At 39.9% G+C, this 15,887-nt stretch carries 11 protein-coding genes; 9 read left to right on the plus strand and 2 right to left on the minus strand.

Going from position 1 to position 15,887, the window contains the following annotated elements; all coding sequences use genetic code 11:
- Positions 1 to 21 precede the first annotated feature (21 nt).
- On the plus strand, positions 22 to 2,346 hold the full coding sequence (locus ACKWCD_RS08445; RefSeq protein WP_413984123.1) for a DNA methyltransferase: 2,325 nt from the start codon (positions 22 to 24) through the stop codon (positions 2,344 to 2,346).
- Here the strand turns inward: ACKWCD_RS08445 and ACKWCD_RS08450 are convergent.
- Positions 2,343 to 3,332 carry a HindIII family type II restriction endonuclease gene (locus tag ACKWCD_RS08450; protein WP_413983504.1) on the minus strand — a complete coding sequence of 330 codons (990 nt, stop codon included), beginning with the start codon at positions 3,330 to 3,332 and terminating at the stop codon, positions 2,343 to 2,345. The genes ACKWCD_RS08445 and ACKWCD_RS08450 overlap by 4 nt on opposite strands.
- Complete coding sequence (locus ACKWCD_RS08455; RefSeq protein WP_413983505.1) at positions 3,304 to 3,543, minus strand: helix-turn-helix domain-containing protein; 240 nt, start codon at positions 3,541 to 3,543, stop codon at positions 3,304 to 3,306. The genes ACKWCD_RS08450 and ACKWCD_RS08455 overlap by 29 nt, the downstream gene beginning before the upstream one ends.
- A gap of 290 nt (positions 3,544 to 3,833) precedes the next feature.
- Between ACKWCD_RS08455 and ACKWCD_RS08460 the strand changes: the two genes are divergently transcribed.
- From ACKWCD_RS08460 to ACKWCD_RS08495, 8 genes are all read left to right on the plus strand, one after another.
- Positions 3,834 to 6,974 (plus strand): WD40/YVTN/BNR-like repeat-containing protein, encoded by a 3,141-nt coding sequence (locus tag ACKWCD_RS08460; RefSeq protein WP_413983506.1) that lies wholly within the window; start codon positions 3,834 to 3,836, stop codon positions 6,972 to 6,974.
- 310 nt (positions 6,975 to 7,284) lie between these two features.
- Entirely contained in the window at positions 7,285 to 7,653 is a 369-nt protein-coding gene (locus tag ACKWCD_RS08465; RefSeq protein WP_413983507.1) for an endonuclease domain-containing protein, read from the plus strand.
- A gap of 259 nt (positions 7,654 to 7,912) precedes the next feature.
- Complete coding sequence (locus ACKWCD_RS08470; RefSeq protein ID WP_413983508.1) at positions 7,913 to 11,077, plus strand: VPS10 domain-containing protein; 3,165 nt, start codon at positions 7,913 to 7,915, stop codon at positions 11,075 to 11,077.
- A 316-nt stretch (positions 11,078 to 11,393) separates the two neighbouring features.
- A complete protein-coding gene (locus ACKWCD_RS08475; RefSeq protein WP_413983509.1) occupies positions 11,394 to 11,942 on the plus strand; it encodes a CopD family protein in 549 nt (182 codons plus the stop codon).
- A 211-nt stretch (positions 11,943 to 12,153) separates the two neighbouring features.
- Positions 12,154 to 13,578: a sensor histidine kinase gene (locus ACKWCD_RS08480; protein ID WP_413984124.1), complete on the plus strand. Its 1,425-nt coding sequence runs from the start codon at positions 12,154 to 12,156 to the stop codon at positions 13,576 to 13,578.
- A 103-nt stretch (positions 13,579 to 13,681) separates the two neighbouring features.
- On the plus strand, positions 13,682 to 14,599 hold the full coding sequence (locus ACKWCD_RS08485; protein ID WP_413983510.1) for a PhzF family phenazine biosynthesis protein: 918 nt from the start codon (positions 13,682 to 13,684) through the stop codon (positions 14,597 to 14,599).
- 27 nt (positions 14,600 to 14,626) lie between these two features.
- Positions 14,627 to 15,025, plus strand: coding sequence for a hypothetical protein (locus ACKWCD_RS08490; RefSeq protein WP_413983511.1), 399 nt, complete (start codon positions 14,627 to 14,629; stop codon positions 15,023 to 15,025).
- A 68-nt stretch (positions 15,026 to 15,093) separates the two neighbouring features.
- Positions 15,094 to 15,876: an enoyl-CoA hydratase/isomerase family protein gene (locus tag ACKWCD_RS08495; protein ID WP_413983512.1), complete on the plus strand. Its 783-nt coding sequence runs from the start codon at positions 15,094 to 15,096 to the stop codon at positions 15,874 to 15,876.
- Positions 15,877 to 15,887: the final 11 nt, after the last annotated feature.

Consider the following 15,887-nt stretch of genomic DNA (forward strand, 5'->3'; position numbering starts at 1 on the left):
TGAAAAAATTATTTGAGGTATATGAAAGTTAGATTAACTAGCAAATTAATAAGCGAAATAGGGGTAAAAGAGAAATATCTACGAAAGAATCATTATAATAGTTTGAAAGTTTGGTGGGCAAGAAGGCCAACCACCGCGATGAGATCTCTTCTAATTCTTGAAATGTTCAAACGAAATAATGAAATACCCGAAGTCGACGGGAAACTAATTTCTGATACTAACCCGCCTCCAAGTATTTTTAAAGAGTTTTCAGAGAGGTTCAAAACTTCTGAATTCAAAGTTCTTGACGTTTTTGCTGGGGGGGGATCAATACCTTTCGAAAGTTCACGGTTAGGTTTTCAAACATTTTCTGCGGAATTGAACCCCGTTGCTTCATTATTACAGGAAACAATATTTAAATCTGTCAATGTGCCAGATTATTCCGATAAGTTAAGAAAATCTGGAAACCTTGTTATTGAAAAATTATCAAAAAAATATTTAAAATACTTCGATATAAATGGAGATGTCCCCTACGTTATTTACTGCTCGAAAATTTCTAGATGTGTCAATTGCAATGCAGAAATTGATTTAAAAAGATTGAAATATTTAAGTAAGAGAAAAAATAGACTAATCTATTTTGACGAAAATGGAATAATTAAGGAAAGTTCGGAGGACAATATCGCCGATAATGAAAAATCTAAAGGTTTTAAGTGTGCAAATTGTGATTTAGAAAATAACTACCAGGACATTAAAGACTTTTGTGCAACAAATAAATTAGACTATCAGCCCTTTGCAATCTGTTACCATAATAAATCAGGAAAAAAGACTTATCGGAAAATAGGTGCGAAGGATTCTGCAATACTGAGCAATTACAAAAATTCGATTAAGTCAGATTTGGAAAGATTAAATCATCTCCTACCTCATAACAGTGTCGCCAAAAAGGGAGGTGTAATTAATCCAACACTCTATGATTTAAAGAAGCCATATGATTTTTTCAGTGATCGACAGCTAGTCGTTTTATTGGGATTAATCGATGAGATTATAACGGAGTATTATCGATTGCTAAAATTATATGATTTAAGAACAGCGAAGCAAATAGTTTTGGGCCTTACCGCTTTAATAGAATTTCTCGTTGACTGGAATAGCATGGGTACCATGTGGATTTCTCAAAATGAACAAACTGGCAGAAGCTTGGCCGGACCTGGGGTAGGAATGAAATGGGATTTCATCGAGATTAACCCATTTTACCAAACTGGCTCAAATCTTCAATCTAAATTGAACAGAGTTTGTGATACATTTCGGGCTATAGGGTTAAAAAACCAAGTTAATATTATTAAAGGTTCGTCAACTTCGTTGCCTCTTGAAGAGAACTTAATTGATATTGTACTTACGGACCCCCCTTATTTCGATTCAATAGATTATACTGGTTTAAGTGAATTCTTTAGACCTTGGTTTGAAATTGTACTTCGAAACACATTTTCAGAAATCACAAACTTAGAAAATAACCACAGTCTTGAAGCTATTGTAGATTTAGCAAATGGAGAAAAAAATGGTAAGAATCAGCATCACTATCAGAGTTTAATGACAGATGTTTTACAAGAGGTATTTAGGGTTTTAAAAAATGATGGGAAAGCATTCATGCTATATTCTCATAAAACTTTTGAGGGCTGGAAGGTGATAGGTGAAGCGATTAAAGATGCAAATTTATTTATTTATGAGTGCTTACCTCTGGAAATGGAAAGGATTGCTAGACCAAGAGCAATGTCTTATGAGGCACTAAACGGTGTTATTGTCTTTAAAATGCAGAAAGTTAAAGCAAATATTAAAAGTGTAACGAAGGACATTCTTGATCTTGATATTCAGGTTCAAAAAGGAGAAATTTTGGAGAGTCATAAAGTTATTTATTTAGCGTCTTTGGCTTGTAAGGACATGGTTCTTAATTCAAAAAGTTTTGATAGCGCTTATAAAGATGTTATTAGACAATATTCCAAGATTTCAATAAATAGAAATAGTGATATTTTTGATAATGTGACACGCACATATTTGTCTAAATATTTGGGTGAAAAAAATGTTGATATTGATTTGTTAGTTGATAATGGTCTTTATTCCAGAAAGAAAAATAAAATACTTCAACTGAATGAAATTAACATTAAACTTTTATCCAGTAAAACACAGCTTTATAAAGCAAAAACTTTATTTGAAGAATTTAAAAAAAATAGTAAAACTAAGGCAGAAATTGATAAGGTAGATAGAGAAGTAACTGTTAAATTGTTTTCCACTTTGAGTGGCTTAAACCTAAACACTGTTTCAAAAAGAAGTAGTAATGAAATCGTTAAGGTTTCTAGGTTGATACTTTCAAAAATTTAATGTGGTCTGAATTTTTTAATATTTTCCAGTTGTTTTAAAGTTTGTCCATATTCGTTTTTATAACTCGCTTCTACAGCAATCTCTTTTACTTCCTTTGGTTCCATTTCATTGATTTCATATTCAATAACTCGTTTTGTTTCTATGGCTTTTACCTCAATACGACTAATAGAATGTTGAACTTTTTCCAATATAATCATATTGGCAAGTTCAAGAAAATCGTCTAATATCTCTTTTATCGGACTTGAAAATAGTGAATTTGCCAAACCATTCTCATAGTCTATTTTATTTTTAGAATTTGAAGGAAAAACTTCGTCATAATTATTCAATAAATCAATAATAGTTTGATGATTTAATTGATCTGAGATTAAAAAGAATGATAAATGCTCATAGAATAAAAACAGTATAGGCAAAGTATGATCAGAAAAATATTTGTAGGCTTCGCTACTCTTTTTCCAATCCATTAATGAAGGAAAGGTCACCAATCCTGCAGGACAATTATTATTTTCATATTGATCTAACCAGTTTGTATAAGCAGCTTGTTTTATCGTGTCCTTTACATTTGGGGCTGCTTGACTTCTTCCCAAGCGAAAACTTTTCGTGTCACAAACAATAATATTATCGCCAACTTTTATTGTTACATCTTCCTTATTGGACTTTTGTTTCTGTAGAAAAGAATCTGTAAAGCCAATTCTAAGAGCCCATTCGCAAACAAGAGATTCCACTAGCTTTGAGTATAAGGTTTCTTGAGATGAATCGTGCGAATAGAATTCTGGGATATAACCCGAATGCACCAATAAAAAGGCTAATTCCCTATCAGATAATGCTTTTAGTTTTACAGTAAATGCAATTTCAATAGTATCCGTATCGGGAGCTGTATTCCAGTCTGAAACAGATTTTTCTATGAAAGTTTCTATAAAGTCATAACTTGCTTTTCGTTGATTTGAATCTAATTCTAATTCAAATATTTCCTGAATTCTTTCTTCCATAAAAAAAATCTGTTATTGTTACATTTAGGGCAATAGATAATTTTTCGATATTGATGAGAGTAATGTTCTTTTCAGCTCTTTCAATCATGCCAATATAAGTTCTATGCAAGCCTGCCCTATCGGCCAACTCTTCTTGAGAAATGTTTTCTGCCTTTCGCAATTGCCTCAAACGGCTGCCGAACTCTATTAGTATCTGTGGTTTTGTCCTCATTGCTAATTTTAGTATGCACAAAGCTAATTTTAGTCTGCATATTCCGCCACAGACTATAGTTAGCATTATAGAAAAGATTTAATCAATTATTATTGATTCAAATTAATTTGGAATTTTAGGTCATTTGTTTAAATCTAACCAACATCTAAAAATTTTGAATTATTTTATTCTTGAAGACTGTAGCTTGGAATCCACAATATGCTATTAACGCTCAAAACTCTAGACAAACATCATTTTTTTAAGTTCACTGAGTTCACTACATTTAGTCTGACTAATTAATCCACTCGAAAATGAAACTTCACTACAACCTTCTGGGCCTGTGTATTGCTGCCCTTTTCCTACTACCCTTAACATCCGAAGCCCAAAGAAGAAAGAAAACAACACCAGTTAAAACAGCATTTGCTGAAGAACTTTATTCCAGTATGGAGTACCGTTCTATCGGTCCGCATCGGGGTGGGCGTTCCGCTGCCGTAACCGGCGTACCCGGAGAACCCAATCTCTTTTATATGGGTGCCACAGGCGGTGGTGTCTGGAAAACCCTAGATGGTGGCCGTACTTGGGAGAATATTTCCGATGGCTATTTTGGCGGTAGTATCGGCGCGGTAGAAGTTGCGAAAAGTGATAAGAATGTCATTTATGTAGGCGGGGGTGAAAAAACCCTTCGTGGTAATGTATCCTCGGGCTACGGCATCTGGAAAACCGAAAACGGAGGCAAAACATGGACATCCGCAGGACTTAAAAATAGTCGTCATGTACCGCGAATCCGCATTCACCCTACCAATGCCGATATTGTGTATGCGGCCGTACTTGGTAATATTTACAAGCCTACCCAAGACCGCGGTATCTATAAAAGTACCGATGGCGGAAAGACTTGGAGCAAGAAATTATTCGTCAATGACCAATCGGGTTTTGTCGACCTTACCTTCGACCCCAACAACCCCCGTATTTTATATGCTTCTTCATGGCGCGCGCAACGTACGCCCTATAGTTTGAGTAGTGGTGGTGATGGTTCTGCCTTATGGAAAAGTACCGATAGCGGTGAAACATGGACGGAGATTTCAAAGCACGAGGGCTTCCCGCAAGATACTTTGGGTATTATCGGTGTTACGGTTTCCCCGAAGAATTCGGAGCGTGTTTGGGCCTTGGTCGAAAACAAGAAAAAAGGAGGCTTGTACCGTTCTGAAGATGGTGGCAAGAAATGGACACAGGTCAACAGCGAGCGGAAATTGCGCCAACGTGCCTGGTACTATACCCGTTTGTATGCTGATACCGAAGATGAAAATACGGTCTATGTGATGAACGTGCGCTACCACCGTTCGAAAGATGGCGGAAAGACCTTTAATACCTTCAACGCGCCCCATGGCGACCACCACGATTTGTGGATTGCCCCTGAAGATGCGAAGCGTATGATTATCGGTGATGATGGTGGCGCCCAGATTACCTATGATGCCGGCGAGACTTGGAGCACCTATTACAACCAACCCACGGCGCAGTATTATCGGGTGACGACTGATAACTCGCATCCGTATCGTATATATGTGGCGCAGCAAGATAATTCGACCTTGCGCGTGAAGCACCGCAGCGACGGAGGCAGTATTAGCGAAGACGATTGGGAGCGCACCGCAGGTGGTGAGTCCGCCCATATCGCCGTCGACCCTTTGGATAATGATATTGTCTACGGAGGTTCTTACGGTGGATTCCTGACTCGGGTAAATCACAAAACAGGAACCGTTAGAGGCATCAATGTTTGGCCCGATAACCCGATGGGATATGGTGCAGAGGGAATGAAATATCGTTTTCAATGGAATTTCCCGATTATGTTCTCAAAGCACGACCCAAAGAAATTATACACCTTTTCGCAGCATGTGCATATGAGTACGAACGAAGGGCAAAGTTGGGATATCCTTTCGGAGGATTTAACACGGAATGACCCCACAAAATTGGTTTCCAGCGGTGGACCGATTACGCAGGATAACACGGGAGTGGAATATTACTGTACGATTTTCGCAGCCAATGAAAGTCCGTTAAAAGAGGGATTATTATGGGTAGGAAGTGATGACGGATTGATTCATGTCTCCAAGGATGGAGGTGCCAATTGGGAAAATGTGACCCCTGCGGGAATGCCCGAATGGAATATGATAAACAGCATTGAACCCTCCGCTTTTGACGAAGGAACTTGCTACGTTGCCGGAACGCGATACAAGCTAGGGGACTTTAGACCCTACCTCTACAAAACCACCGACTACGGGAAGACTTGGACGAAAATAACGAACGGTATAAACCAGGAGCATTTTACACGTGTCCTCCGCGAAGACCCGAAAAGAAAAGGCTTACTCTACGCAGGCACCGAAACCGGAATGTACATTTCCTTTGACGACGGCGCGAATTGGAGTCCGTTTCAAATGAACCTTCCAATAGTTCCGATAACGGATTTGGCCATCAAAGACAACAACCTAATCGTAGCCACCCAAGGAAGAAGCCTCTGGATTTTAGATGACCTCACCGTCCTCCATCAATTGGATGCTGGGAAGAAAAGTATGGCATCCATTTTATACAAACCAAAAGACAGCTATCGCACCGGAGGTCGGGCAAGTAAAGAACCTTCAAAGACAGAAGGAATGAACCATCCAAACGGCGTGGTATCGCATTTCTATTTGAAAAACCTTGCGGAAAAAGATAGTGTTGCACTAACCTATACGACCAAGGCCGGAGATACTTTAGCATCCTTCAGTAATTCAGCAAAGGATAAAGACAAAAAGCTCAAAGTCAAAAAAGGAGGCAACACCCACGTATGGAATACAAGAGGTGAAAAAGCCGAAACCCTAAAAGGCATGATTTTCTGGGCAGCAGGTTTTAACGGACCCAAAGCCGTACCGGGAAGTTATAAAGTCCATCTAAATGTAAACGGCGATAGCCAAAGTCAGGACTTCAATATCATCCCTGACCCAAGAGCTGAGGTAACGGTAGCCGATATGCAAAAGCAGCACGACTTTATTTCAGCCATCAACGCAACGATAAACAAGGCACATGGTTCCATCAAGAAAATCAGAGGCGTCAACAAACAGCTGGATGCGTTCACCGAGCAGTATAAGGATAACGAGTCCACGAAGGAATTGGTAGAAAAAGCCAAAACCATGAAAGAAAGTTTCGGAGAAATCGAAAAAGCCCTGTACCAAACGCAAAACAGAAGTGGTCAAGACCCTTTGAACTTCCCGATTCGTTTGACGAACAAACTAGCGCACTTAAATCGATTGGTAGGCATGGGCGATTTCCCACCCACGGACCAAGACGTAGCCGTTCAAAAAGAAATGACCGGAAAAATAGAAGCGCAATTAAAAACTTTTGATGCTATGGTCGACTCTGAAATGAAAGAGTTTAATGCCGCGTTTAATGACTTGAAATTGAATTATTTGTTTGTGGAGGAGGAGTAGGTGTTAGATGCGCGGTGCTCGGTGTTGGAAGTATGATGAAAGAAAGCCAATAGGTCTGGGTCCTCCCCTGCCAAGGGGAGGTGCCCGCAGGGCGGAGGGGTTTGGTGAAGTAAGCAAGAAGTCCAAATCATCAAACATCGCTTTTAAATAAAAAAGTTTTAAAGTCAAGTAAGATTGGGCGGTTTTGGTGAAGTTATCTAGAATGTTTAACGATTCAAGTTCCTAGCCCCAACCCCTCCGGCCCTGCCTGCCGGCAGGCAGGTGTCGCCACCTCCCCTTGAAAAAAGGGGAGGACCCTAAAGATTGAACAATGCCCGAAAAACTAAACAATCATAAATACTTAAAAGAGTTTAGAAAAGAGCTGCGGAAAAATCCAACAAAGGCAGAATCACAACTATGGAAAGCCCTTCAGAAAAATCAATTGGAAGGAAGAAAGTTCAGAAGACAACACAGCATAGGAAATTATATAGTTGATTTTTACAGTTCGAAAGAGAAATTAATAGTAGAACTAGACGGACAAGTACATGATAATTTTGTCAATGAAGAATATGATAGAAAGCGAACCGAATATCTTGAAAGCTTAGGCTTCAAAGTATTGCGTTTCGAAAACTATTTGGTCTTCGAACAATTAGATATGGTTCTAGAAGCCATAAAAGCAGAATTTAAAAAGAATGAATAAAACAGGTCCTCCCCTGAAAAGGGGAGGTGCCCGCAGGGCGGAGGGGTTTGGTGAAGTAAGCAAGAAATTTAATTCATCAAACGTTGTTTTTAAATAAATAAAATTTTAAAGTCTAGTGGGAATGAGCGATTTTGATGAAGCAACCTAGACAGTTCAAACTATTCAAGTTCCTAGCCTCAACCCCTCCGGCTGTCGCCACCTCCCCTTTGCAGGGGAGGACCCAATTTTGAAACATTGTATAAATAATATAACACCCAAAATGAAAAACAACATCAATCTCCAACTCCTATTCCTAACCCTCCTAGCCACAACAATAACCTTCGCCCAAACAGCAGAAGACTACTTCAAACCCTTAAAATTCCGTAACATCGGCCCGTTTCGAGGAGGCCGCTCAGTCTCCGCTAGCGGAGTAGTAGGCGACCCCATGACCTACTACATGGGTACCACAGGAGGTGGACTTTGGAAAACAGAAGACGCCGGCCAACGCTGGAACAATATCTCAGACGGATTTTTCGAAATGGGCTCCGTAGGAGCAGTGGCGGTTTCGACCTATAACACGAACATCGTTTATGTCGGTATGGGTGAACACGCACCACGTGGCGTAATGACTTCCTATGGAGATGGCGTTTACAAATCTACCGATGCAGGTGCGACATGGAAGCATATGGGACTGAAGGCTACTCAGCATATTTCACGGGTTATCATTCACCCAACCAATCCCGACATTGTTTATGTAGCGGCACAGGGGCAATTGTATGGTCCAAATAAGGAACGTGGAATTTATAAATCTACGGATGGCGGAAAGACCTGGAAGAATACCCTCTTTGTAAACGAATTAACGGGTGCCGCAGAACTTTCGATGGATGCGAATTACCCTGAAATCATGTATGCCGCAATGTGGGAACACCAACGCAAACCGAATATGGTGGTCAGTGGTGGCGAAGGTAGCGGGCTCTACAAATCTACCGATGCTGGTGAAACTTGGACGGAACTTACCGAAGGACTTCCCGAAGAAAAAGGAAAAATGGCGATTTCTGTGAGTCCTGCGAATTCGAATAAGGTGTATGCTTTGATTGAAAGTGATTCAAATCAGGACAAAGGCGGACTTTTTGTTTCGAATGATGCGGGAAAAACGTGGAGCATGGCAAGCGGCGACAACCGATTGGTACAACGTGCTTGGTACTATATTGAAGTATTTACAGATCCACAAGATGAAGACATTGTGTATGTATTAAGTGCCCCAGCCCTCCGTTCTTTGGATGGTGGAAAAAACTGGGAACGTATCACTGGTACCCACGGAGATTACCATGATTTATGGATTAATCCGAAGAACTCTTTGAATATGGTCATAGCGAACGATGGCGGTGCTGCAGTGACTTTTGACTTTGGAAAAACCTGGTCATCCCAAGTAAATATGCCTACTGGACAGTTTTATCGCATCAACACCGACAATCAATTCCCATATAATATTTACGCGGGGCAACAGGATTACTCTTCGGCGATGATTGCGAACATGTCCGTGGGGAGAGGTGGAATTACCATGTCTGATTTTAGTCCGTCTGCGGGCGGGGAAAGTGCTTTTTTAGCCTTTGACCCTGATAACCCGAGGTACGTGATGGGGGGAAGTTATTTAGGAACTATCGATGTTTTGGATATGGAATCAAAAGCCTCTACGAATGTCATGGCAGCACCTATTCAATATCTGGGAAGAGAGGCACGAAACATGAAATATCTCTACAATTGGAACGCTCCGACCTTACGCTCACAGCATGAAGAAAACACCTTTTATCACGGCGCACAATTATTACTTCGCACTCGAGACATGGGCGTTACGTGGGAAGAAATGTCTCCCGATTTGACGAGAGATATCGATGCCAAACAAGGAAACGGTGGTGGTCCGTACACCAACGAAGCGGTTGGTGCTGAAAACTATGGAACTTTAGCCTATGTATTGGAATCTCCACACGAAGTAGGTGTTTTTTACACAGGTAGCGATGATGGTTATGTGCAGATTACGAAAGACAATGGAGAAAGCTGGCAGAACATCACTCCCAAGAATTTAGGAGAGTCTTTAGTGAATGCCATCGAGGTTTCTCCACATGATAAAGCGACGGTTTATGTGGCTACAACCAAGTACAAATTCAATGACCACACGCCGGCCATTTATAAAAGTACCGACTACGGAAAAACATGGGCGAGTATTAATTCGGGAATTCCTTATGGAGCATTTACCAGAGTTGTCAGAGAAGACCCAACCCGAAAAAACTTGCTTTATGCCGGAACAGAAAAAGGCCTATACCTCTCCTGGAATGGCGGAAAAAGCTGGAGACCTTTTCAATTGAATCTTCCTAAAACTCCGATTACAGATATTAAAATCCATCAAGGAAATTTGATTGTGGCTACTTCCGGAAGAGCTTTTTGGATATTGGATGATTTGACTTTGCTTTCGCAATATGACAAAGGCGAGTACCAAACCAAATCACATAATGATTCCAATCATGAGATGAAACTCTATCAACCGAATGATGCGATGAACGGTTTTTGGTATAGCCCGATGAGCGGGAAAACGGATAATTTTAAGGGGATGAGTACTTTGTCAGGAGTTAATCCCGCAAACGGAATGGTAATCTACTATGAACTTCCAAAAATGAATGATTCCACTGCAATCACTATGGATATTATGGATTCCGCAGGAAAGACGGTCCGAAGTTTTTCTTCTGAAAAGGATAAAAACTACAAACCGCACAATGGAGGCGGACCAAGACCTGCGCCAACGCTATCAAAAAAAGAAGGCCTCAACCGCTTTGTATGGGATATGAAAACTCCGATTTTACCTGGTGTTCCAAATACCTATATCGAATCGCGTTTTGGTGGGCATGTAGTGCCTCCAGGGGAGTATACCATTCAAGTTAAAGCGGGTGATAAGTCCATGACGACTAAAGGCAAAATTGTTGCCATGCCCACTTACAAAACAACTCCTGAGCAGTACGCAGAGTACCATTCTTTTATGTCAGAAATGGAAGAAAAAGTGGCTAAAATGCACAACACTATAAATTCGTTGTACAAAGTTCAAGAGCAGCTGAAAGAGGTACTGAAAGATGTCGAGGATGCAACGGTCAAAGCAGAAGGCGAAAAACTTTTAGAAGAACTGGACAATTGGGATAAAGACATGATTCAACGGAAGTCCCAAGCATATGATGACGTTGAGAATTTCCCAAACAAGTTCACTGCGGAATATCTCTTCTTGATTGATGCTACAAACAGCACAATTCCTAGAGTAAATCAACCTTCAAAAGACCGCAAGGCCGAGCTTGATGCGCAGTGGAATACTTTGAAAAGTAAGGCAGATACCTTCATGAAAACTTCCATTCCAGATTTTAATAAGAAGTTGTGGGATGTTGGTATTGGGGCGATACGGTTTTAAAGTGTTAGTTTTTGGATAGCTCCCCTCCTTTTTCAAGGAGGGGAATGAATCCGCCGGCTGGCGGAGAAAGGGGTGGTTGCTTCGTGAAGCGGTAAGGTTCCTTTTACTAGGACGGTTGTATGCGAGAAAAAAAAGCACAAAATTGGGTTTGGCTATTAGGTTAAATCAAACTTTAGAGCAAGGGTTCAACCCTCGAGTTTACCACCCCGTCTTCTTGCTCCGCTTGCAGCGAAACAAGAATCCACCCCTCCTTGAAAAAGGGGGGGAGCTTTGAGTTGTTTCCTTTCAAATGCCCTAAATTTGCCAACAGCCAACAATGGAATACTACAACTACATAAAATCCCTCCACCTAATATTCGTGGTAACTTGGTTTGCAGGTTTGTTTTACATTCCCAGATTGTTCATTTACCATATTGAGGCATCCCAAAAACCATCCCCTGAAAAGGAAATATTGACCAAGCAATTGAAGCTGATGACGAAAAGGCTTTGGTATATCATCACTTGGCCTTCCGCCGTACTTTGTTCGATTTTTGCTATTTGGTTACTGGTCTTAATGCCGGGTTGGCTGCAACAACCTTGGATGCATGTAAAACTCGCTTTTGTATTGTTGCTCTTTTTCTATCATGGTAGAAATCACTTGATATTCAAACAACTACAGCGAGATGAGGTGAGATACACTTCTCGGTATATGCGTATTTGGAACGAAGTAGCGACACTTGTTTTGTTCGCTGTGGTATTCTTGGTCATCTTAAAAAGCGCCATTAATTGGGTTTTCGGAGTGTTAGGAATTCTCGTCTTGGGCGTTCTTATAATGCTCGGTATTCGATTGTACAAAGGTATTCGAGATAAGAATCCAGAAGCTTAAAAGAATTCCAAGTGCCAAATCCCAAATTCCAAAATCGAATGATCATCAAATGGTCTGATATTTGATGCTTAAGAAATACTAAATAACTCAATTCTGTAATTTGGAATTTCTTTTTTTGGGATTTATGGCATAGCCATTATTGCTATCTTTGAGTTCAAACACCAAGGACTTGTTCAGAAAATTTTCACTTCGAACGCGCATTTTTGTTACCATGATTGTATTGGTGATGATTTCGTCTGTCTTAATCGCTGGGGTTACTTTTTATCAGTACCGAGAGCAAACGAAAGATTATCATGAAGTCCGTTTGGGGAAGAAAGAGGAGCAGGTCAAACAAAGCGTAAATTTCACGCTGAAACAGACAACTTATCCTCAGACTACGGAGTATCTTGGGCTCATTTTTAAAGATGATATTTACCAGATTTCTGATGTGCTTTCTGCTCCCTTTAATATTTATGATTTGGACGGGCAATTGATTAAAAGCTCCCGTCCTAAATTTGAAATTGAAACTAGCTCAAACTGCTTAGATGCTGAGGTTTTGAATAATTTAGGATCTAGTGCTGAAAAGCGATATGTAGAACGTGCTTCTGCTGCAGGTGACCAATATCAGGCATCTTATACATACATAAATGACAAGCGATTCAAACCTATCGGAATACTGAATTTACCCTATTACGAAGACAATTCTTTCTATGATAAAGAGCTTAAGGAGTTCTTGATTCGCTTAGGTACCGTATGTGTACTATTACTTTTATTAGCTATTGGGTTGGCTTATTTTATCTCAAAATATATTACAAGATCTTTGGAAACGGTTTCTGATATGATGCATAAAACCGATCTAACCAAGCGTAATGAAAAGATTTTTATCGAAGACCCCAGTTCTGAAATAGGGAGACTAGTAGATTCCTATAATGAAATGATTGACGAGCTTGAGCAAAGTGCTGCTAAATTGGCGCGTAGTGAACGTGAGCAAGCATGGCGCGAAATGGCCAAGCAAGTGGCGCATGAAATCAAAAATCCGCTGACACCTATGCGTTTGAGCGTGCAGAGTTTTGAACGAAAATTTGACCCAGAAGACCCAGATATCGATGCTAAGGTTGCTGAATATTCCAAAACTTTGATTCAGCAGATCGATACGATGAGCAATATTGCTTCTGCCTTTTCGAATTTTGCCAAGATGCCCGCACAGCAGAATGAAACTTTGAATGTGGTCAAAATTGTAAAGCTTGCGCTGGATATTTTTACAGAGGAATACATACATTTCATTTCTGAGGAAGAAGAAATTATCGCCAAACTGGATAGAACACAATTGATACGCGTAGTGACAAACTTGGTCAAGAATGCTATTCAGGCTGTACCGGATGTCGAATCACCTCGTATTTTGGTTTCGGTTACCAGTGAAGATGAATATGTAAAGCTCTCTGTGGCCGATAATGGTATCGGAATTCAAGACGAGTTTACCGAGAAAATATTTGAACCAAAATTCACCACAAAATCCAGCGGAATGGGACTTGGCTTGGGCATGGTGAAAAACATCGTTGAAACTTATAAGGGAACGATTGACTTTAGTTCTCAACCTGAAAAAGGAACTGTTTTTACGGTTCGTTTCCCAAAAGAAAATCTGGCAGCAACTGCTTGATTTTTCCCCTCTTGAGAGGCGACACAGCGAGAGCTGTGGGTGAGCTGAAGCGCTGGAGATTTGTTCTTGGGAGTTAGAATGAAATAATTGAAGAAAACCTAAAATGTCCGAGATCAAATTTTACATCGTAGACGTCTTCGCCAGAGAAAAGTACGCTGGAAATCAACTAGCCGTATTTGTTGATTTGGAACAACAATTATCATCGGAACAAATGCTACAGATGACACGTGAAATCAATTTCGCGGAAAGTACGTTTATTACCTCTATCGAAGATGATGGAAACTTTGGTGTACGCATTTTCACCACGGAATACGAAGTTCCTTTTGCGGGGCATCCCACCTTAGGGACTGCTTATATTCTTGCGAAGCATTTGGCCGAAAAACCGGTAGATGAGATTGTGCTTAGACTCAAAGTAGGAGATGTTCCTGTGACTATAAGTAAGCCTAATGAACTTGAGGAAAGCCGTTTTACAATGCAACAGGCCCAACCTGAATTTGGTGCAATTTTCATTGCGGAAACGGTGGCTAATGCCTTCGATATCCCATTGGATTATTTCGATGCTTCGATGCCTATTCAAGACGTAAATACAGGCCTACCCTATTTGATAATTTTCCTAAAGGATTTAGAGAGCATTGGAAAACTAAAATTAAATCCGGACAAGGTTGAACGGTTTTTAAAGCAGGAAAAATTATTTAAAAGCAACAACCCAAGAGGATTGACCACAAACTTGTTTTTTGTCACCAGAGAAACTGTAGAAGAAGGGAATAATTACCATACGCGCATGTTGGTTTTAGAAGATAGCGCCATCTGGGAAGACGCAGCCACAGGAAGTGCCAACGGCTGTTTTTTAGCTTATCTATTGAAACATGATAACCCACAGCAATCAGCCATTGTAGAACAAGGTTTTGAAATGGGGCGAAAGTCCATTTTACACTTAGACGGAGCAATGAAAGAAAACGAATATATATTAAAAGTAGGTGGCCAAGTAGTTCAGGTGAGCGAAGGAATGTGGTTGGTTTAAGAAATATATTGTGCTTAAATTTTAACTATGGGTTTAGTGAATAGATATATTTTCATAATTACAGATTTTTTTAATAAGAAAGGGGGTAAAGAGTCAGGTTATGAAAATGCAACCAATTTATTATGTATGTACTCAGTTTTTCTAATAATGTTTATTGTAGTTCTTTCTTTAAAAGTGTATAATTACTCAACTAATAATTTTAAATCTATAGTTGGAGGTGGTGCTGCTGAGTTCATTTTTACCGCTTGTTTAATTTTTTATGTTTTTGCATTTAGTGCTCTTTTCAAAAACCATATAAAGGAAGTCTATGAAAACTTGATTAATGAAAAAAATAGTATTAAGAATAGAAAATTATGGAATTGGATTGTTTTTTTGACACTCCCTTTTCTAGTTTTTTCAATAGTTTATCTTTATTGGGGTTTATAGTGACCTAGGCATTATCCTTCCCTAGCTCAAGTAATGCTAAGTAAGATTAGAGAATAAACAACAACAAAATGAAATACAACAACATACAAATACAAAAAGAAAACTCAATAACAACCATAACCATAAACCGCCCAAGCAAGCTAAATGCCTTGAACAAAGAAACCATTCAAGAGTTGCACGATGCTTTTAAGGATCTAGACAAAGACAAAAACATCAAAGCCATTATCTTAACAGGAAGTGGCGAAAAAGCCTTTGTAGCTGGAGCCGATATTTCTGAATTTGCTAATTTCTCTGTAAAAGAAGGTGGCAAACTAGCGGCTAAGGGTCAAAAGCTACTATTTGATTTTGTAGAAAAGCTTTCTACTCCTGTTATAGCAGCAGTTAACGGCTTTGCACTAGGTGGAGGTTTAGAACTGGCCATGTCTTGTCATTTTAGAGTGGCAAGTGATAATGCGCGTATGGGGCTTCCGGAGGTTTCTTTGGGGGTGATTCCGGGTTACGGAGGTACACAAAGATTACCACAATTGGTAGGCAAAGGCAGAGCTATGGAAATGATAATGACAGCTGGAATGATTGATGCTGAAAAGGCCTTGAATTGTGGCTTGGTCAATTATGTTGTGCCACAAGAAGAGCTGCTGGATTTCTGTATAAAGTTAGCGAGCAAGATATCGAATAATTCCCCTGTCGCGATAAGTCATGCAATAAAAGCAGTAAATGCTGGTTTTAAACATGATAGTAACGGATATGATGCGGAAATCAAAGCTTTCGGCGAATGTTTTGGAACTGCAGATTTCGAAGAAGGTACAACCGCCTTTTTAGAAAAACGAAAAGCTGATTTTCCGGGCAAATAGCATATCCTAAA

This window comes from Maribacter taeanensis, from assembly GCF_047345145.1.
GTDB lineage: Bacteria > Bacteroidota > Bacteroidia > Flavobacteriales > Flavobacteriaceae > Maribacter_C.

Coding starts and splice junctions, on each gene's coding strand:
- ACKWCD_RS08445 (WP_413984123.1), top strand. CDS start 22: ATGAAAGTTAGATTAACTAGCAAATTAATAAGCGAAATAGGGGTAAAA.
- ACKWCD_RS08450 (WP_413983504.1), bottom strand. CDS start 3,332: ATGGAAGAAAGAATTCAGGAAATATTTGAATTAGAATTAGATTCAAAT.
- ACKWCD_RS08455 (WP_413983505.1), bottom strand. CDS start 3,543: ATGAGGACAAAACCACAGATACTAATAGAGTTCGGCAGCCGTTTGAGG.
- ACKWCD_RS08460 (WP_413983506.1), top strand. CDS start 3,834: ATGAAACTTCACTACAACCTTCTGGGCCTGTGTATTGCTGCCCTTTTC.
- ACKWCD_RS08465 (WP_413983507.1), top strand. CDS start 7,285: ATGCCCGAAAAACTAAACAATCATAAATACTTAAAAGAGTTTAGAAAA.
- ACKWCD_RS08470 (WP_413983508.1), top strand. CDS start 7,913: ATGAAAAACAACATCAATCTCCAACTCCTATTCCTAACCCTCCTAGCC.
- ACKWCD_RS08475 (WP_413983509.1), top strand. CDS start 11,394: ATGGAATACTACAACTACATAAAATCCCTCCACCTAATATTCGTGGTA.
- ACKWCD_RS08480 (WP_413984124.1), top strand. CDS start 12,154: ATGATTGTATTGGTGATGATTTCGTCTGTCTTAATCGCTGGGGTTACT.
- ACKWCD_RS08485 (WP_413983510.1), top strand. CDS start 13,682: ATGTCCGAGATCAAATTTTACATCGTAGACGTCTTCGCCAGAGAAAAG.
- ACKWCD_RS08490 (WP_413983511.1), top strand. CDS start 14,627: ATGGGTTTAGTGAATAGATATATTTTCATAATTACAGATTTTTTTAAT.
- ACKWCD_RS08495 (WP_413983512.1), top strand. CDS start 15,094: ATGAAATACAACAACATACAAATACAAAAAGAAAACTCAATAACAACC.